Raw genomic sequence first — 21,219 nt, 5'->3', positions numbered from 1 at the left:
GATGGCCCAGCAGTGAAATCGACGCGCTCATGCCATGGAACTACGCCGCCTGAACGGCCACGGCTTGTCGCTTACGATTGTCGAGGATTTCGCCGCTCTAAAGATCAAGATTCGTTCCGGAAGTCCCATTGCAAATACTAGGAGTAGTCCTATGACGAAGCATGATCCCGTTCGCCTGACGAAGCTCGCGGTTCTCCCGCTCCAGAGCCTTCATCTTCTCGGCAACATCGCTCGGCAAACCTGATCGTTTGCCGCCATCAACCTCAGTCTTCTTCACCCATTCATGCAGCGCGGCTGGCGAGCAGCCGATCTTGGCCGCGATAGATGAAACGGCAGCCCACCGCGATGGATGTTCGGCTTCGTGATCCAGCACCATGCGGATGGCACGCTCACGGACTTCAGGCGAAAATTTGTTCGTTGTCGTGCTTCATATCGGCTTCACTTTCTCACAAGTTGGAGCCTCCGGCAAACCCGGCGCGGTTCAGTTGATGGTACCCCATGGCTACTTCGTAACACAAAGGCGTTATCCGCTTCAGACCTATCACCCAGTTGAATCACCCCGTTCCGCTAGGGACTAATACAACCTGGGATATCGACAATTCGGCAAAATAAGTAACAATGGTGCGATGGTGGTGCATGGGTGAGATATTTGCTCGTTAGAAACAGCCGTCGAAGGTGCGGAGTCCGAACCCGATTATCAGGGGAAAAAGGTGACGCCTAAATTTGGACCGCCATTTGGCAAGGGATGGTAAGCCGTGAAACCGACTAACGTAAGACTTCTAAATATTTGGGACTCCAGTGGCGTGAACGCAACCACCATAGGGAAGTCACCACAGACGCGGCTCTAATAATGCTTAGCATAAGCAAAAGGAGGAGATAATGTCGAGAATTGCTGTAGCCGTTGGTTTGCTTGTCGCCATTACGCCGGTCGCGGCACAGGAAAATTTGAACCCAACGCCCTCTCCACAATACCAGTTAGATTCGCGGCTGGCACACAACCCATTTGTCCGCGTTAATCCTTTGAAGCTGAACGGGGTTGACTATGTCTTGTATAAAGATCCTGATTCCACGCAGGATCGTTACTATATGCTGCCTTTCTTGCTTCCGAATTGGACATCGTTTAAGCAGTCGTTGGAATCCGGTTGTAACGCTGGAGGTGCGGGCAAGAAGATCGTCGTAAGAATACCTCTCGAATTTTCTCGAGCTGGTGTTACTGACGAGATAGCGGCCTTGGCGTCCGAAGCTAGCGGACATCCTGTGGTTCCGGCGAAGATATTTTCCTATCCTTACATTTATATCGGAGTAAAAACCGGAGTCCGGAGTAATGGTGACTACCCTGAGCGAATTGTTGCCCAGTTCCCCTCCGAAATTGGAACCGTGTATGATAGGCCCCCTGATGCTATTGATGCAGTGATAGGTGCCACATGCGCGGAACTGCGCTATATCTATGACGCGAGAGACATGCGCGCAGTTGTTTACGCGCAGCAACAGGAGATACAAGAAAATATATTTTCAGCAACCTACAAGGGGTTCGAAAGCTCTGATGCCTTCCGCAAGATATTCGACAAAGAAACTGCCCAGGGGGGCATACAAGCATATTCTGATCAAAGTAGCAGTGGTTTTGGCTTAAATATTGGTGGGCATCTTGGATTTGGTTCGAGCTCCAGCCAAGGCGGAATCCGTGAAGAAGACACGAGAACCAGAACAATTTCAGGTAAAATTATATCGAGCGCCGCAAGCAAATTTGCTCAGAATCTTTCGGTTTTTAAACGTCAGGAGTTTGAGGCCAAGGGCAGCAAAGTTGAAGAAGAAATCACCAAGTTGGTGTTGAGCAGCGCCATTCATATCTCGGGCCGTCTGGAGAGGACCGATTCTAAAAACTGGAAGTTGTCCGCCGGCGCAGAAAGCAGAGCTTTGACTAGCGATCAGCTTAAGCGAATTATCGAAAGCGACAACAAATATGGTCTGAAGTTTAGCGAGAATGACGAAGTGTCCTGCACGAGCGGAAATCCATATTGCGGATCTGTCGAGAAGCAAACAGATTTCACGGATGACAACAAAATCCACTATGAAGGAAGTGGCAACGGCATGTGGATTCCTACCAGTATCGATCTGGAAGTGGTTTCGATTGATGCTGTTGCGAATTCGGTAGAAGCGTCATTTGTTGACCAACTAGTCAAGGGCTCGGCCGTCAGGCCAATAGAGGTTCCTACAATCGGGGCCGATTTAGGTAGCTATCATAGTGATCTCGTCGAGGACGTTGCGTCGGCAATCTTTGGAAAGATTACGGATCGCATCGAACATTTTTCGCCGAGTCAGCCTGCCTATGAGAAGAATGGTACATATGGACGGATTGAATGCCCTGATGGCAAATACGCCGTGGGAGTGTTTATAAATAACACGGGTGGCGGTCCCGGCATCGTCAGAACAGGTGGGATTATTTGCCGGACAATCAACGTGCGAGGGTGAGCGGCGGCAGTTTAGGGACACTCTTCCTTAGTGGGGGTGAGCTCTGAGTCGTCGCTGCTTCACAAATCGGCATCTTGCCAGGCGTCTGGGCTCTGCTCTGAATGTAACCCAACTAGAGTCTGAATCCATCTTCAAACATGATCAAGCAGTGAACTGTTTAATCCGTGCGAGCCAAGTATGAAGGAGTTTATCGAAATGGGTACGATCACTTCTGTCATTTTTATCGGCGAAGGAACTCCAAAAACCCGGATAGAAATCAGCGGCGTTAGCTTGAAGTCTGACCCTGACATAGGTGACGTTGAGCTAACCCAGTCTGTGCTAGGCACTAATAATCCAGATTCCGTAACCGGCTTTGGACCATTCAAATGTGAAGTAACTTCAGTCACATATAATAGTGATCGCACGAATGTGAGCGTTCGGATGAAGGACGACACTGATCAATGGACCGACTTCGTCCAAGTCAAATGAGGTGACACCGCTTGAGAATGCCGTCAAAGCCGAAGTCATGGACCATTCCCAACCCGAAAAGCGCCTGTTAAGATGCAAAGTCTTCTTATGACGATACGTCAACCGACAAAAGCAAGTGCATCGGCTAATGGCGCGGAAACGATAGCTGGCGCGACGTTGAACGTCTTCCCGCAATTTCGACACTCTCAGCCGATTCAGTCTTAGGGCATTCCATAGATGGCGTTTCGCCCGGCCAGATCATCCGAGGCGAGATCTCGCAGAACCTTGCCGACATCCAGTTTGCCGTTCATGACGGCTCCCTTGTCGTCAATATCAAGCAGACCGATGCAATGCCCAAACTCATGAAGAGCAACACTGAATAGGTCATTTTGATTTCCGCCTGGCATTCCCGTACCCGCATACCATGGCTTGCTCTTGTTGAATTGGATGAGGCAACGCTTGGTATTGTGCGTTCCCAACTCGTTCGGAGCGGTGGTCAGACCAGTGACGTTGAGGGGAACGAACTCGACGTAGTTTAGGGGACGCTCTTGCGGGCAATTGTTGGCCTCGAACGAGAACTTGAGCTTCGAATAGCTCCACTTGGCAGCCGCCTGTTTGATAACGCTCGCAGCACCGGATGGCGCGTCCTGCTCGCATATCACGAAGCGAGCTTCGATTGGATTGGCCTGATATTTCCAATTCCAATCTTCCAGCTTGTAAGCGCTAGCAGCTGCGGCCGAGAATAGAGTGGCCGCCAACGCACAAAAAGCAGTGGAGCGCGCCATCCATTTTGACAGCCCCTTGAGCGTGTTTTTCGTCGCAGTCAACATTTCGGTTTCCCAGCGCCAGCTAACTAAACATTGATTACACCTGTGCAATACCAGGAGGGCTGTTTCTCAAACCCAGTTTTGCAGCCGTAGCAGAAGCCAGCATTGTGGAAGCCCTGCGTGATGTCCCAATTGCAGTTGGCCAATCGAACGACTTCGTTACCGGCGTCATCCAGGCAATGGAGTTGATTATAAGCTTGATCGTCCACAGTTCCGTGAACGGCGTTGAGAGGTGACGCGTCATTGTTGATGTCGATCCAGGTTTTATCGTCTTTGTAGAGTCGAAGCGTCGTTAGTACCGAGCCGTTCGTATTTCGCAGTTCGATCGTGATGCGTGGCGAGGCTGCAATGCCGGGTCGAACAACGCCGAGCGCGCAACCGGCGCCGGCGCCGAATATGAGTGCTCGTCGAATGAATAGTACTGCCATCGTCTTTCCTCCGTTGCGTTGATCTTCCTCTTCCCGTCTTGGTCTCGGCACTCACTTATATCGTCGTTATTGGCGGCGGATCAGACATTTCCACGTCCTGACGGAAGCGGAAAGGGAATCGAACCGGAAATCGAGGGCCCGACTCGACGAACGTTGTTGCATCAAAAAGAGCGTCAAGGCCCGATAGGAATTCGTTCGCATAGGTGGCCGGCATGCGGAGATCAGCCTCTTCACGGTAGAGAACCACCCGGCCTTTGGCCAATTCGCGTAGAACAGTTCCTGACAATTCGAATTCGTCTTTGAGTGTGGACGGGAAACGCGAGTTGGTCTGGGATGCCTGTCCTCCCCGCGCTAAGGTAAAAGGCAGCCGGAATAGCGACAAGTCCGCTAGGAACCACACGTCGCGTCAAACTCGGGTTGGTGACCTCCTGCCAACTGAGGGGCACCATTTCGTGTCGCGGCGATGCGCAGCAATCAAGCAAACGGCTCAAGGCCATCCCTCATTTTAGCCATTACCACCCCAAAGGCGCCAGCCTATCTAATAAAATCTATGTAATCGTTATGATCGTCAATACTATTTCTTCACGATCATAGACAAGCTGCGTTTTTTATTGCATTCTTTGCAATTAACGGCATGCTCATTTCTATGATAATTATAGACTGCGCCTTGAAATGGCGCGGCTCTAGTTATCTTTGCTTTCAGAATGCAGATTGGTGAGGCTTTACAGATTTATTGGCTGACGAGGCGCGTGTTTGCCACCCACGCGATCGCGCTACGAGCACCCGATGAGCTACACACGAGATACAGGAGTCAAATGCTGATGGGATCACTTAGCGCCTGGCATTGGCTGGTTGTACTTGCCATTATCATGCTGCTCTTCGGGCGACGCAGCATTTCCACGTTCTTGGGGGACGTAGGCAAAGGCATTGGCGGCTTTCGTCGGGAAGTGCATGAACTCGCCAATGGCGCGGCGGTCCATAAGGTTACGCCCGTCGCCGATAGCTCGCCGTCTTCTGTTCACCTTAGCCCTGAGTCTCCCAGCGACAACGAGAGCGCGTTGTCGGGTGGGCGGCTATCGCCGCCCCAATCCTAAAAGTCCTCGTTTACCCTCCTCCTCTGGTACCGAAAAGCCGAGTGTTTCCTGCGTCTCATGGCAGGAACGGGCTGTGATGCCCACCGCGGAGATTCGTCATGATGGCCGTCGGCGGCTGGTCGCCCTCGTCGAACCCGGTCAGTGGAGGACGTCATCGAATAGAAATAGGAGAAAGCAACCTTCGGCTCGAGCGGTATCGGAGTGAGGTTGAAATCGAGCTCCGACGCTAATTAGCCTTCTGTCGAAGGCACTGTCCAGTTCCGGCAATCGTCTGCACGAAAGCGATCTTGGTATTGAGGCTGCTGAAACTACGAGGCTCTCCAGCTCCGACGATCGGCCGCGCCATCACCATCCGCGAGGCTACAAACCGCACGCATGAAATATATGTGTACCGATCGAACGAAGTTCCACATTATACTTCTAACTCTTGTTTTATTGAAACGAAAAGACTGGCATAAATAATTTATTTATATCGACAATCATGAGTAAACTTCTGCCTTCAAATATGATATTAAGCCATTTTAGACGATACTAAGATATCTTTTCTACTGCACTCATCTAAATTTAGTCTTGGGTAAAATTATGGATTGGCGAATATCACCTTAATTCAAAATATTCTTGTGATATTGTTCATTTTGAAAACCTGCTGCCTACCTCCCCTCCACGATTCTCCATTTAGATAGACATTATCATTGACATAAATCAGATCATAATACAAGCTTATATTGTAGTTCCGCGCGCTATACACTGTGGGAGGAGTCGATGCCCTTTAAGGGAGCAGGCGAACTGCCGTTCGACGCTAAACCCGTCGGCTGGCAAGAATTCATAAATCCGACTATTAGTCGCAGAAGTCTGCTGAGCGGGCTGGTGGCCAGCCCGGCATTGACCTATGCCGGATCCAATGAAGCTGCCAACCACACTTGGTACGACTTGGAATTCAATCTTTCGGCGGACTTATCAAGGCTTACCGTCTTAGAGGTTGAGGTTTATCCAGGAGCAGCCGGTACGGGACAAGCAAAAACGCCGGATGAGCGCAAGGTCGTCTGCGACTGGGTCATTCCGTCCGCTGCATTTGGTTCCGGCGCATATTTCGATATGGCACAGCCTGAGGAACTGCCAATTGGCCCGGTCGCGGCCTCACCGCGCGTCGTCTATGTGCGGAACATAGAATACGGCTTGCGATTCAGCGGCCCTTCGAAAGGGCGCGGTTTTGTAGCATTCAAATTCGAGCGTCCCAGCACCCGCTGGACGATACAATACATCACCAATCTCTGGTTGATGAGCGATGGGAAGACGGAAGCCATCGAAAGTAGTCGAACGGCGTATTTTCATGCTTTCCGATCCATCTCGCCGCCCACTGGCGAGTCCGCCGCGCAATTCGGACGCCTGCTCCCTTTTGAGGATATCGCCAGTGGACGGGTATCGGCCACGCTTACCAGCATGTTTGGCGGACACGTTGACACCACTGCAAGGATGGGTGATTTTCGCGCAACGATCGACGGCAATTTGATGTGGACAGTCATTGGCCGAAACGGTCCGATGGTCCAGTCGCTTGGCGGACAGGTAAAGGCGTCCGCTTTCAGCTTTGGCTGGTTGAAGTCGCAACCAACGGGCGCCAAACCAGATTCCGAGTCCGACGCCGCGCCAGTCGATGAGAATACAGTTTCTTATTTTGCCGGAACGGTAGGTCCCGACGCGATCCAGCTCGCGAGTCCGGCCGGCATCCTCCAGCTGGGTACAGGCCACCGCGTTTCGGTCAAGCCCGCTGACATTTGCACATTGCGCTTCGACGTCATCGTAGGATCGGCGCCCTTCCTCTCATCCCAGAAACAAGTGGTCGCCGCCCTGACCATCGGTGATGGCATCCTAGCCATTCACGAGACCGACACGCTCCTGACGGATGGCATTTCGGCCACCCGCCTCGTGCTCGCCCAGACGACGACGCCCGGCAAGCTGGAAGTCCAGCGGCGCAGCGTCTTGTGGGGCATGGCGACAGGAATCGGACCTACCATCTTTCGCGCGGGCGTTCCGGGAACACCTTGGCACAAAGTCGGGGACATTGTCTCGCCAGTCGGTCGCCTGCGCATAGGCAGGCCCGAGGCACAGGCGGATACGAAGGAAACCCAGGCTGAAGGCGCCGACGCCGACACGAATCCTGCGGAGACGAAAGAGGCGACGGTCACGCCCCTCTGGGTCGATATCCGCAGGGGACGGCTCGGCGTCTGCGAGCCCTTGCAACAGAAGGATCAGACCTCCGAGCAGATCGCTCGCGTCTTTCAGATTGCCAACGGAGATCGCGCGGGCGCACCGGACGCATCGGTTTTCGTCCTTCACGACCGGCCGCAAGAAAATCCGGCCGATCCTGGTGTGCTGAAGCGGATACATATCGATGTCTCCCTGTTCGCGGTGAGCCACGCACTGCCGGATACCAGTTTCAGTCGATTGACTTTCCGCGGTTCAAATCTTCGCCTGCAGTATGAAGACGGCAATCCGATCCTGCACCTAGAGAACGGCGAATATCCGCGCCCGATCTCATCGAGCTTTGTCTGGTTAGGGAACCTGACCGGCGATACATGCCGCGCAAGGTTCGACCTTGGCGATGCGACGCTAACGGCGGCCCGCGACTATGACCTGATGAAGCTGCGCTTCAAGTTCCAGGACATGTTGCTCGAGCATCGCTCAAGACCGGAGATTCGCCCCTCGCAGGAGGACGCGCGGATATCCGTCGGCCCGGATGGAGCCATACACGACACACGACCGATCCTCGTGGCGGAGTTCGATCCGCAGCATGTGCTGGAAGAGGCGATCTTCCGCCTCGAAGCCCCCGGCCTGCCCGATGTCGACCTGTCAAAGACGAATTCGGACGTCCCCGACAACATGAAGACCACCGCCGCAATCCTTGAAGCCTTGAACGCAGAAGCGGATCCGAGAAAACGAGCGGCGTTTCGCGAGGAGGTTCGCAAACAGAAGGTGCGTTTCGAGACTGGTCATAAGTCGTTTGCAGCACTCGCTTCCGCTTACGACGCGGCATCGTCGTCGATGCCTCTCGACCAGCGAACTTACATCGGTCCGTTTGCCCTCGACCCGGACGGGATGGCCCTAGCGCGCATGCTGATGCGCGAGAGCAGTGCCGGTCCCGTGGAGGGCGAGATTCGCGAGATGATCCGGCGGGTCGACATACTCGCGCGCTCCGATTCCCGTTTGCGCAAGGACGGACGCCTCTTTTCGGCCGTTGATCCGAATGTTTCGGACGAGATCAACTTCTCGAATGCACAGCGCAACGAGGCGATATTCGAGTCCCAGGAGCCGCTCTACGGAGTTTTCAGGAGCTTCTGGCGAGACCGAATAGTTGAATATCTCGGAGTGAGAAGAATAGGCCTCACCGACAAGCAAATCGAGGATCGCCTCGGATTCCTGCCTCCTGCCGGTGCTGACCCGCTCTCCAACAGGTTCCTCGCCGAGTATCTGTCGCTCAACAACCGAGTTTCGGGATATCCGTTGCAAATCAGGGTTGACGTTCTGACGGATCGCCTGATCGGCAACTTTGTCAAATTCGCGCTCGGGTCAGAGCGGGTGCCGGATCTGGTCAGCGCGCGGCTCGCCGGCCGCAGCCGTCTGGCATTCCGAATTGATTGCGAGCCGCCCCTTGGCGTTACCGCCGCCGAAGGCGACATAAGGGGAACCTCCGGCGACTCTCCCGCCAATACCGGGCCGGGCAACACGATTTATTTCCCGATTGCCTTCACCTTCGAGGCCTTGACCGATTGGTCTCGGTTCGAAGCTGCCGTGACCCGCCGTGCGAGCAAGCTGTTCGATGCGCTGCCGTCCGGAATTCTGCCTCGGCCCGGCAGCAGGGCATCCAATCCGAGCGACCATGCCATGTTGCGCTTCCAGGGCTTCTCGGAAGGCGCGGTAACCGGCGACACCCGGATGGCGGAGGTGCGCGCAACGCTCAAGAGCGAGAGGCAGGTTGATCCGGAGGCAAAGCAGGGCAAGCCGTTCCCGGGCGAGCCGCTGGATTTCGAAACTTCCATCGAGCTTCCCGCCCGACTTTTCCTGTCGACGGCACAGGATGCCATCTGGCGCACCAATCGACGGGTGCCGACAATCCTGTCCCAGTCGAGCGGCGGAAAACCGATCGAAATTGGTGACGCCGAGCCGTCAGGCATCGCGATCGAGGAAGGGGAGCGTCCCGCAGGCAGTCTTTCGCACAGTCCATTGCCCTGGGATCTCTGGAGCGTTCGACTGGAAACCTCGATTGCCACACCGCCGACATTGCGGGTTGTGGGTTCGCCGGATCTGCGTCCCGACGCGCTCATCGTCGGGCGGTCCGCCGGCCAGATGCGGCTGCCGGGTCAGGGCGCGCCGCCGCGCGGCCCCTATGCGCCCTGGTTCATCGGCCCGGAACAGATGGAAAGCGGAACCCTCACGCCGGAGGACGTGGCGGAGGCTGCCGAAAGGGCGGTGAACAAGGACGCAACCAAGGAGGAGATCGAAGCGGCCAGGGCGGCTGCGTGCGCTGAACAACCTGAGAAGTCCCGATATCGGCTGATAGAATGGATCTGCAAACGAGCCGGTTTCCGCAAGGCGCTGCCGACGGACAACTACACATTCTTCCGAACCTCGCTGGATGCTTACGACAGGCATCAGTTGGTTCTCCTGTCATCGACATATGGCCTGCCCGTCATCGGCAAGCGTCAGCCAGCCAAACCTGACGACCCTAATAATGTCGACGAAGCCGGAGCCCTGATCGCGAATTCCGGCCAGATAGAGCCGGGGGAATCCTTCGCCATTCTGGATGCGGCGAACGGCCAGGCCATCCACAAGCCGCTGCCATTGAACGTCCAGGCGCTGTCGCTCAGCGCACTCGGTGGCTCGCTGCTTCACGACACGGCCTTCAATCCTTCCGCCGGTGCGAACGACTTTCTCGGCAACAAGATTTTCGAAGGTTTTTCGATCGAAACATTGCAGCAGGACATTGTTCTTGGGCGCGATGTTCGAACCGAGGTCGTCTACAAGGGCTACCTCCTGCCGCTCGGACACAAGGCGTCCTTCGTGAAGTTGACGGAGCGGATTTTCCTGCGAACGCCGGAACAGGGCATCAAGGCCATGCTCCGGCAGCGCATGTATCTACGGATGGCCGAGCGTCAAAAGCTTTTCGGAGCGGTGGGGCAGCCGCATGGCGGGCGGATGTGGTGTGGCAAGACGGTCCGCCTTCTGGCGGACAAGACACCTGATATTGTCGATCCGACCTTTCCAATCGACGGGCAGGTCGGTGACGGACACAGGGAGAGTGCAAACGGGAGCATATTCCTGGGAAACGGGCCCGGAATCGCCTTTTGGCCGAAGACGGACATCACCGCGAACGGCTTCTATCACTTTGAAATCACGATCGACGGCACCCCGACATCGCTGCCCATGATCTTTGTCGATAATATTGCCGCGACCACGGCGGAATCTCTGAAGGCAGCGGTCGAGCAGTACAATAAATTCACGCCCGCGTCCCGGCGCGAGCTTGATATCGGTGGACTGAAGATCGACTACGCGCCAAACAGCAAGTCCGGAGAGGCGCAGTTCGAGACCAGCAAGATTCATATTCGCGCGCACGGCCGGACGCGCTCCGCGACGGCCGAGAGCTGGGAGGGTCAACTTGAGGAACTGCCGAATTTCGAAACGACCTCCGTGCTTGAGGGCGCGGGTCAGCCACCCTTCTATCCGATGCTTCAAAAGGCAATTATTCGGCTTGGGCCGGTCGAGAAATTGAGTGGCGGCAGCCCGAAGTCGATCGAAGTGCAATATGACGGCCACTACGTGCTCTATGGCTTCCCCGGCGACCCAGTCGCGAAGGGTTTGCCAGATCTGACACCTGAGAATGCCAACCCGAAAGAAGTATTCCTTAATCTGCGGGACCTTGTGTCCCTCGACATGGGTGGCAACGGCGACCGGGCCGGCGGCATTGCAAGACCGAACTCACATCTGATCGCGATCAGCCGGAAATTTGGACCACTGGGTGGCGATATATCCACGCGCTGGGAGCCGACAAGGGCCATATCGCCGCCTACCGCCGACTCCATGGAAGCTGGCGATGGAAAGCCGAACTTTAACGACCCATCGGCTGAGAAAATGAAGTTTGACGATGGCGAGTTGGTGTCGCTTGCCCGCTATTTTAACGAGGAGATAAAGCGACCGGTCGTCAAGCCGCCTCCGCTTCCTGACAACGACGACCAGAGCGCACCCTTCGACATGGGCGACTCGCTCAGCGAGGCCGTGAAGCAGGTTCAGTCATTTTTCAGCCTCGACGCTAAGCTGCTTGGCACGATACGACTGAAAGACCTGATGGCCCTGCTGGGCATCACGGCCGACGATATCCCCATCCTGAAAGAAGTCTATGAATTCGGAACTTCGGCGCTGCGAGAGGGCGAAGGACAGGTCAATGGTCTTGCCAATGATATCCGGACCCGCGTGCTTGCTCCTCTGCGAGACGTCATCCAGCAATTGCGCCACGAGTGGCAGGCGCTGGATCAGGACCTGAAGGACAGGCAGGCTGCAATCTTCAATAAGGCCCCCGGCTCCGCCAACAAGCCGGAGCCCCTGAGCCTCGCGCAGCTCTATCCCGAGATCGATGGCGGGCTGAGAAAGGTCGAAACGGCGCTCAACGACGCGCTTGGGACGGAAGATGCCTTGGCTCTTATTCCGAAACTGGCGCAGATCTACACAGCGGCCCGCGAACTCATTCATAACCTCGCCATCGTCGCATCGAACCCGGTAGAGCGGTTGGAGCAATCGCTCACCGGGACACTCAATGACTTGATCGAAGTGCTGACGCAGTTGAGGCCGATCATCGAAGCGCTGAAACTGCTTCCGACGGTTCTGACTGTGGGAACGCCGCGCCAAATCGCTGTCAAGATCACCGACTGGCTCTTTGACAGTGTCGGCGACCCCACGCAGGCGGCCGCGCAGATCGAGGCGGTGCTTCCCCTCGGCGCCCCGCCACTGAATGTCCGGAAACTCCTGCTGTCACTGGACCCCAATGCGGAAGGCAACCTGACGTCGCTATGGCCAATCGTCACCGGCAGCGGCGGGATCGCTCCCAGGATAATCGCCGCGGCGGAAGCGTCGATCAAGACCGCCACCCGGGACGCCGTTACCGAAGCCCTTAAGGCGCTGTTTGACGGCAAGAGCGCCGAGGCGGCCGGGCAAGCTGGTGCGGCAGCATTTCTAAAGAAGATCCAGGCGGATCTGAAGCAACCGATCGAGGACGCCAGGAAGGAACTTGAAACTTTTGCGAAGGCGGCCACCGACAAAAAGGAAGCCTGGGCTGCCTATGCGTTGTCCATTGCGGTGGATACACTTTTCGAGCGCTATCCAGAGCAGTTGATTGCCGTCACGAGGGGCCTCGAATGGATCTCGTTCGCCGTCGATAAGGCGCAGGGCGTTGCCAAGGCCATCACGTCAGGCGATCCCGAACGGATCCTGATGGCTTCGGGCGATTTCGCAAAATCGGTTCTCGGCGTCAACACCGATGCGATCAAGGCGAAATTTGAAAACGATATCTCGGCGAAAATCGCAGCCAACCTGTTGCCCGCCGCAGAATTCTTGCAAAAAGACCCGCTTCTGGCCGATCCCGCCGCATTGATGGAGGAAGCGGCCGCTTGCACGGAGTTCGACAAAGATAAGACGAAACCACTGGTGCTGCCGGGCACCTCCAGCAGTAAGGTGCTCGCACCGATCGGCGAAGCAATCAGGAGCCTGATCACGGCCAAGGCCGAAATCCAGAAACTGGATGGGGGTGCCGGGCCGCTGCACGATCCGGCGCTGCCGGATGACCTCAGTAAAGAGGCCCTCAAACTTCATGCGGCGGTATCCGCGCTTGTCTACAGCGGCGACAAGAATTTGATCCTCTCCTTGTCTAAGCTCTACTGCCATCTGGTCGACATGCAGCTCGTCGCGCGCGACTGGCAACCGCCGGCGAAACTCGACAAGGCGGGAATTGAAAGCATCGGAGCGCTGGCGAGCAACCTGCGCATGCTCGGCCGCAACGTTGCCGGAGAACTCGGAGAGATCGTCGATCTGCTGGCGACATTCCTGAAGGATCATGGACCGGTCGTTGGCGCCGGCGCCGTTGTCGCGGCTGTGGCGACGCGGCTTGAGCCGAACCTGCCATCGCTCACATCCACCAACGCCCAAATTCTCAGGGACCTGAAGACGAAGACGGCGGATTCCGAGCAGAAGATCATCGACTGCGTCTGGACCGTGGCGGATCTCGGGGTGAAGCTCATCAAGACGACCACCGGCGGCGCAAAAGACCAGATTGACTTGGTCATCGGGGCTGTCAACGAGCTGGAGAGCCTTGCGCAGCAGCTCTCGCTCACATTGACGCCGGAGATCACCGAACTCACGGAGGCATTGACCAGCATCAATAGTCATATCGCGGCAGTTGGCGGCTTAGCATTGCCGACCAAGCCGCCGTCGATAAAGGAACTCTTGCAGGGGAAGATTGCCGACAAACTATTCTCTGAGTTCTTTTCGGCTGCAGGCGGAAGCAGGACTTTTCGTGATCTGGAAAAGGCTCTGCGAGACCTCGAGGATCGGGTCCAGGAAGAAGCGCTCGCGCTGCTGCGGCGGCTCGAAGGTGGACCGGCATTGTTGCGCGATGCCGTAATTTCCTATGCGGTCGAGAAAGCGAAATTCGTTTGGACGACTGGGCGGAGCTATGCCGTCATCAAACAGGTTCGCGACACAACGCTGAAAAGCGTGGGATCGATTTCGCTGTTCGCGCCCTTCGCGCGCAAGGCGCTGCTCGTCGCGCCGATACCGGGACTCGCCGATGACAATCCCGTCTGCAAGCTCGATGATCCGACAAAGGATCTCGACGCGCTGTCCAATTGCGATCGCCTTGCCCAGGAACTCAAGGTTCTCGAGGACTGGACAAATGCGGGTTCGCTCACGGCGGAAGCCCGTGTGGCGCTGAGCCGCAGAATTGTCGTGCTGTTTACGGGTTGGTCCGGGGGCGTCGCGGCGCCGCAACTGATCGTGACCCAGGCGGGCGACATGGCGAAGGACGCGCTTCGGGGCGATGTCCTGGCGGCGATCGATCTCGGCAATTTCCGCGACCAGATCGAGGACGCGATCGCCGCGCTGATCCCAACCAAGGCTAAGTTTTCCTACGACTTCAAATCGACCATCAAACACGCGCCCGGCAGCGATGCCATTTTCCAGCCCAAGGACGGCGCTGAATTCGGTATCGCGGTTCGTGCGTCGGTGGATCTGCTCAACCACAAGACCGATTTCGCCGCCACCGCTCATATCGGGCCCTTCGATATTTACCTGATCGGCGGGCTTGTCGATGCATTGCGCCTCAAGTTCGACGGTGCCGCTTTCTCCATAGGCCAGGACACCAGCCCCAGGTTCGACGTCAAGTATCTGGACTTTGTCATTGGCAGGGACCTCGAATTCGCCCAGAAGCTGCAGAGCTTTCTCACCCCCAAGGAGGGGAGTGGCGTCTTCATCCAGCCGATGACGCGCGGGGCCGGCATAGAGGTCGGGTACGGCATCAACCTCGGAACGATTGGAGTCGGCGCGACGTCCTTCTTCAATGTCAGCCTGAACGTTTCGGCGGAGTTGCCGTTCGACAATCAGGAATCATTGTTCAAAGTCTCGCTGGGACGGCGCCTCTCACCGTTTACCATGGGTGTCTTTCCATTTGTCGGTTCGGGATATTTCTCGATTTATGCTGCGGCAGACGGCGTGCGCGGTTTCGAAGCCTCGTTCGAATATGGTGGCGGGGCGGCGATCGGATACGGACCGCTCGAGGCAAATGTACGAATATCCGCGGGCGTGTTCATCCGCATCATCAAGGTAAAGAAGGACGGCCAAACCCGCCGCACCACGGAACTTTACGGAACGTTCTTCGCCGGTGGTTCGGCCAGTATCTGGATCTTTCATTTCTCGACATCACTCTATGTCCGGCTTGGACAGTCCGCTGATGGCAAGATGTATGGCGAGGCGATCTATTCCTTCTCTTTCTCCCTCGGCTTCGCTGATTACAAATACAGCATCACCGCCACCCGCGAGGAAAAGAAGCTTGGTTCTGGCCAAGCCTCCCTTCACCGGCAGCAGGATGGCGGAACGCGCTTCGCTCGTTTGAGCGAAGACGGCGCATGGATCGATCCCATCATCACCGGTGCACCGACGAATAGTGGCCTCACCGTTCGCGCCAAGGGACAGTCGGACTGGGATAGCTATTCTCAGTATTTCGACAAAGGCCTCCTGAAAGGACTACTCGTATGACGGTCAATGTCCTGCCACTGCTACGCGTGATAGCCAATGGAAGATATAAGAAACCGAAAGGTGGTCCCAACTATCTGAAGTTCACTGTTGTCGCGACGCCCGAACTCGTCGATAGCGCCGACGGCGCACTCGCCTTCGAAAACTGGCCGGCGGAGATCACCGAGCGCCTGAGAAAAAAGACCCAATGGCCCTTCGCCGACGGATTGAAGCTATTTTTCCGGCTTATCACGGCAGAGTGCATTCCCCCGAAGATAGCCGCGCCGAACTGGAAAGAGCTGCCGTTGCAACTGACTGCACCCATCGCTTATGCGGATGAGAAGGCATGGCGTAAGATAGACGCGCTTTGGAAAAAGACGCTGGTTCCGCTTGATCAGTTGCAATCTCTGGCCCAGGACATAAAAAACTCGCTCGACAGCAAGAAACAGACGCCCGACCTCAAGTCGAGCTACGATCCGAAGGTCGCGCTGAACAAAGATGGCGATATCCCGGCGAAACCGTATGACCCATCGACCCCCGATATCATTCGCGGAGTCTTGCCAATTCGACAGAGCGATTTTGCAATTGAAGAGCAAGGCGAACGTGCAGCTCGGATTCTAGCAAAACAGCTGCGAGGACCTCGCGCGGTGCTGGAGGACATCGAACCAAGCGAAGTGGACTACCAGAAAAAATTCGAGGAAGTCGTTAAGAATACCCAAGCCGAGCGAGCTGCGACCGAAAAGCTGTTCAGCGACATCATCAAGGGCAAAGCGCCGAGCGACGAGAATTCGGTGGCCCCCGCGGCATCGATCGTGCCGCAGCAGGCAAGTGTGGCGCAGGACCAAGCCTCGGCCTCCACAGATCGCGATATCCGGCGGGCAACGCACGAATATGGCACTTGGCGGCAACAAAAGACGTCCCCGGAATACGACCCGCAAAAACGGGCATTAGATCGGCTGCGCGGTATCTTTTTCGCGATTCAGGGTGACCCGACATTATCGCGGCTTTTCGGCTTGACCTTTGATTTCGAAATCGAAGAGGCTGCTCTTCTGGCATCGCTTGGGCAGCAGAACACATCATCCGTCGACCTGCATCTGGCGATCGAGCCCTCCGCCGCATCGACGTCCAGACCCGTTGCGACGGCTGCGCGATTGAACCCCGAAGGCTTCTGGCCCGTCTCCGCATTTGAGGCCTTCATCTTCACCGGTGCCGACAACAGCTGCAAGAAACTGTTGCTGCCTAAATTGGTTGAACAGAGCAATGGCGTTTGGAAAATCGGGGCGACCCTCGGGACAGACGAAGCCCCGATGGATCGTTACGACCTGACATCACTGGATCTGCGCCGATCGGTAAGTTCCAAGTCGCGCGATCGCGATCTCGGGGAGGCCCAAACGACCGCCGGCTTCACCATTCTGGACAGGGGACGCGCCGCGCAGGTCGCTCGCGATCTTGCCCTAGCTAAATTGCAGACCGGAGATGAGAAGACAACGCCGCCGGAGATCGTCGTTCTGCATGCAGAGGAACTGACGATCGGCCGACATGTCGACGTCGCCGCGGCAAAGGGCGGCACGCCTGTTTCGGCACTCCAATGGCGCAGCCTTCTTCGCCGCTACATCGACTACGATTTCGGGCCGGACGACAAGACGCTCGAGGCGATTCTTTCCCAGCTGGTGACCGTGCACGATAGCAAACGCGTGCGCGAAGAGATTTCGTTCCAGGTCGCCGCCCGGCTCATGCCGATGGCAGCGAAAATGCCGGACGACCAACAGCAGGACGAGGAGGATAAAAAAGCCACCTATGAGGTGATCACGGAGGAAGCCATATTTCTCTGGGATGGAACACCAGGCGGCGTCCTAACCGATGGTCCCAAGCGGCAGGAACAGCCCGATGAGATGCTGCCATTCGCGCGGATACTGGATCTTCCGGGAAAAGAAGCCGCTGGGAAAGAACTCCGGCCTGCCCCTCTTCGGTTCGGGTATCCCTATGTGTTCCGATTCCGGTCGATGTTCCTCGGCGGGGGATCCCCCGATCCCATCGATCCGGAAAGGAACAAGAAGATCCAAGATGACGAGATCCTGCCAAGGGGTATCGGCGGTACGGTGCAGCCACGCCGTTTCCTGCGGCACGAGAAGATCGCAGCGCCAACGCTGGCATTGCCGGCGCGGCTGGCAGCTGCGAGAATCTCACTACGGATGGGCTACGAACAGGTCGACCAGGCTATCGTCCGATCCTGGAGCGATGCGCCGTCCAACATGGACCCGATCAGCGCGACCGATCCGATAAGAGGAGAATATGTCGCGGGAAGCACGCGAGCCGTGCCTGATTTAACGACACGTGTCTTCATTCCGCCGGAGGTGCCGTTTGAGCTCGTCGTACGGCACAGCAAGCTGGACGAGACCCCGAACGTGACGGCGCTCCGTCGAGGCGGGCTGCGTGACGTAGCCTATACCCCGAAGCGGCCGCCAAAGACGGTTGTGCCCGAGGATCCCGAGCCCGAGCCGAGCGGCTTCCCCGTGGCCATTACCACGATCAGAGACACATTCGATCGGGAGGGCGCGGCCTACCGACGTCTTGTGTCCGCCGCCCCCGAGTCAACGGAGCGCGGCATACCGGTGTTCCAGCCCGGCGGCAATAATACCACAAAGGACGGGGAGGACGGCTATCTGCCGGATCCTGCAATCTCCAGCTATTCAATCCGCGCCAGGATCAGAGGCAGCGACCGCTATCTTACGGGCGACGTCCTCGTCAGCGTCTACGACAAGAAGGCCTATCCGCACATCCTGCCCCTAGTGATCGTCGTCTCCAAGGCGGGAAAAGGCGGTAAGGATTTGCGACCGTCTCATCCGACGTCAATCGACCAGATTGCGACCCACACCGGTCCGCGTTGGATGACGTCCGCCGGCACCTTTCCCAAGGCACAGCAGACTTCGTCGACCCAGGTGCAGCATGTCAGCGTTACCCTTTATCCAGGTGAAGACTTTGATCTGGAGGTTGCGTGCCTGCCGGATCCTCAAATGCTTAAGCAACGATTCGCCATCGTGGAGGCCGCCGCTATTCAGCTCGCGGCCGCTGGAAAAGACGAAGCCGGTCTTAAGCAACTGACCGACATTTGTGGCGAGGACATTGCCGAAGCATGCAAGGTCTCCACGTCGAACCCGTCACTGACCGGCATCGGCGGTGCCGCCGTGCCGGACGACCTGACACTTCTCAAGATCGCGACCAATATGATTGACGCGATCCGGACGCGTTGGCCAATCGAGGAAATCTCGGCCGTCTCCAAGCTTCGGGTCTGTCACGCCGTCAACAAGCCGCTGATGGCAAGCTGGCATGAAGGCGCAGCCAAAACCTTTCGCCATTCGGAATTTTATACGTGCGAGGAAATACTGAAGCCGCCGCTCAAGGATGAGCACGGCGCGCACGGCGTGCTGCTGGACGCGACCGTGGATGTCGATCTCTCCATGGTCGAGAGCTTCGTGGTGGTCGCCCAAACGGTCGGTGCTGACGGCTCGAAGCTTGATGATCCTACACGCGGGCGTAGCACGATCTCCAAACGTTCCGGGCGTTGGCCGAAACTTGTTACGTCAGAAGGCAAACAAGCCTACGTTTCTCCAAGAGACGTGGTTGGCTTCGACGTCGGGGCAGACGGAGCCGTAACACTTCCAACGCAGCAGATAACGCTGCTCAACGTCGGAAACCTGCCTACGCATGGCGCGGTGGGTCAGTTGATAGAGCATATCAAGGACCCCAAGACAAATCTCTGCACGATTCCGAAGCCGGAGAGCCTTTCTCCGACCATTCCGCCCGTCGAGCATCCGGGGGCCCCCGTTTTCGGAGCCCCGGTTGGTCGCATGACGCCGATCTGGCTTGCGCCGCTTTTCGTGTCGGGCAGCACGGCGCCCATCTCACACCGCCAGGCCATGCAGGACGGCGCGTTGGACGTGGTAAAGCCGACGCGCAGTTTAAAGGCCGAGAAGCCGTATATCTTCAAGGATACTTTGGCGCGCAAGCTCAAGCTCAGTTTGATTTCTGTCTGCCGCCACGCATCGGCGTTCGAAACGGCGCCGGTGTATGGTGGGGGCACGGAGCAACTGCTCTATCGGCGCCAACCATTGCGGCGGTCTGAACAAGCAATTCTGAACACTTCCTCCATCGAGGTATATGTAAAATCGTCGGCGAGACCGGCAGCACCGGACCTTCGTCGACCCGAGCCTTCCTTCATGTTCACCCGTGCCTCGGCTGTCGATGTAGAGGGCTCGATAACACATAGTGTGGTTCGCCAAGCTCGCACCCGGCTCTATTTCGGACGCTCCTGGTTCAGTTCGGGTGAAGGCGAGCGAATCGGAATCGTGCTCTGGCCGCCCAAGTACCGGGAATTGTTGAGCATCGGCGTCGATCGGGATCGTATCAAGTTTGGCCAACGCGAACTTAATCTCCGAGATTTCGAGGATCGGGATCTAGGGCCTGGTGGGTCATTTGTCACACGTTGGGGAGGTGACCCCATCCGCCGGGACCCAAGCCCTCAAATGGGGAATTTCATACCACCTGCGGCGTTCGAGGATTTTTCCAAGCTCGACAAAGGCCCGCACAGGCCTGGCTATGAGGAAACGGTGGATATGCCGATTCCCAGGGCCAGTCCGCCCGTGCCTGATGAAAACGGCAACGGACAGGTAGATCCCAAACCGGCATACGATTTCCTTCAGGTCTCGCTGCTGACATACGAGCCCTGCTTCGACCTGGACCGGGAAGAGTGGTTTGTTGATATCGATTTGAAGCCGATCCGTGCCTCGGAACCCTTCGTCAGGTTCGGGTTGGTCCGGTTCCAGAAGCTGTCAATCACGCAAGATATCATGGTGTCGGAGCCGGTAACCGTGACGATGCAGCTCTTGCCGCAACGGAACGTCGACCTGATCGACCACGGCGTTTCGGAGAACGGGGCACGCATGCTGGAGCTTGTCGTGCGTGGCATGGGTTCGCTCGATATCAAAGATCTTGACCCTGGGACGCTGCCGGGCAACGAAACTGGCCAATGGGTTAAGAATTTCGACCTGCTCAGGATGCCCAAGATTCGGCTTGCCGTGTTCCATGAGACCGGCATCGGGCCTAGCCTCGTTCGGACTCCATGCGTTCTCGAGGGCCTCCAGGTGGACGAACTCGGGCAGACCGTTCTCGCGGAAGCAGAAGTTGAGAACGACGAACTTGTGTGGAAGGTCGATTTCAACCTTCCATCAGGGTTACTGCGCGACCTCGGTCCGGGGCGATTTGTCAGCTATGTGGAAGAAGTGGATCATCGCATGCCCGCAACCTACCGCGCCGAACCGATTGGCCTCAACACCATGTTCTCCCCGGACAACTTTGAGACATCCGGGCCACGATTCAGCGCGCGCATCGCCTTTCTAGAAACAACGAAGGAGCTTCTGGAAACAGCGCCGTGACAGACGAAGAGTCTGTTGTGCGCAAGCGGTAAGGGTCGATGCATTAACGAGGGCTGAGTCGGACAAAAGCCAATGAGACGCCAGCCCGGTCATTGCGTGATTGACTTCGCGCTGCTGTGTCAAATGCAGTTGAAGGGATTGTATCCGACGATCCAGATATTTCGAACTCCTTGTGAAACGTAAGCCTCCGGTGAAGGCCGCAGGTCAGGCCGCTTGAGCGTTGACGGTCGGCGGCGTCCAATTCCACGGAAGCAAC

General features: G+C 56.8%; 7 protein-coding genes and 1 pseudogene. 5 read left to right on the top strand and 3 right to left on the bottom strand.

Features of this window, described 5'->3' with window-relative positions:
* Positions 1 to 160: 160 nt before the first annotated feature.
* Positions 161 to 418: pseudogene (locus CO666_RS32040) on the bottom strand (transposase); the annotation flags it as partial.
* Between the two features lie 461 nt (positions 419 to 879).
* On the opposite strand from CO666_RS32040, the gene CO666_RS32035 reads away from it, so the two are divergent.
* Positions 880 to 2,469: a hypothetical protein gene (locus tag CO666_RS32035; protein WP_097603637.1), complete on the top strand. Its 1,590-nt coding sequence runs from the start codon at positions 880 to 882 to the stop codon at positions 2,467 to 2,469.
* A 195-nt stretch (positions 2,470 to 2,664) separates the two neighbouring features.
* Complete coding sequence (locus tag CO666_RS32030; RefSeq protein WP_126925238.1) at positions 2,665 to 2,937, top strand: hypothetical protein; 273 nt, start codon at positions 2,665 to 2,667, stop codon at positions 2,935 to 2,937.
* Positions 2,938 to 3,137: 200 nt separating this feature from the next.
* Here the strand turns inward: CO666_RS32030 and CO666_RS32025 are convergent, their stop codons facing one another.
* Together CO666_RS32025 and CO666_RS32020 are read right to left on the bottom strand one after the other, a co-directional pair.
* Positions 3,138 to 3,746, bottom strand: a complete 609-nt coding sequence (locus CO666_RS32025) for a matrixin family metalloprotease (protein ID WP_097603635.1) — start codon at positions 3,744 to 3,746, stop codon at positions 3,138 to 3,140.
* 23 nt (positions 3,747 to 3,769) lie between these two features.
* Complete coding sequence (locus CO666_RS32020; protein WP_097603634.1) at positions 3,770 to 4,171, bottom strand: hypothetical protein; 402 nt, start codon at positions 4,169 to 4,171, stop codon at positions 3,770 to 3,772.
* 704 nt (positions 4,172 to 4,875) lie between these two features.
* Here CO666_RS32020 and CO666_RS35095 point away from each other — a divergent pair.
* The 3 genes from CO666_RS35095 to CO666_RS32000 all read left to right on the top strand — a co-directional run bounded on the left by CO666_RS35095 (position 4,876) and on the right by CO666_RS32000 (position 20,963).
* Positions 4,876 to 5,265 carry a twin-arginine translocase TatA/TatE family subunit gene (locus tag CO666_RS35095; protein ID WP_342588136.1) on the top strand — a complete coding sequence of 130 codons (390 nt, stop codon included), beginning with the start codon at positions 4,876 to 4,878 and terminating at the stop codon, positions 5,263 to 5,265.
* A gap of 762 nt (positions 5,266 to 6,027) precedes the next feature.
* A complete protein-coding gene (locus tag CO666_RS32005) occupies positions 6,028 to 15,555 on the top strand; it encodes a hypothetical protein (RefSeq protein WP_141506787.1) in 9,528 nt (3,175 codons plus the stop codon).
* Positions 15,552 to 20,963, top strand: coding sequence for a hypothetical protein (locus CO666_RS32000; protein WP_097603632.1), 5,412 nt, complete (start codon positions 15,552 to 15,554; stop codon positions 20,961 to 20,963). Before CO666_RS32005 ends, CO666_RS32000 begins: the two co-directional genes overlap by 4 nt.
* The last annotated feature ends 256 nt before the right edge of the window (positions 20,964 to 21,219 follow it).

The sequence above is a fragment of the Rhizobium chutanense genome (genome assembly GCF_002531935.1).
Classification (GTDB): Bacteria; Pseudomonadota; Alphaproteobacteria; order Rhizobiales; family Rhizobiaceae; genus Rhizobium; species Rhizobium chutanense.
This window is presented reverse-complemented; position numbering and strand designations above follow the sequence as displayed.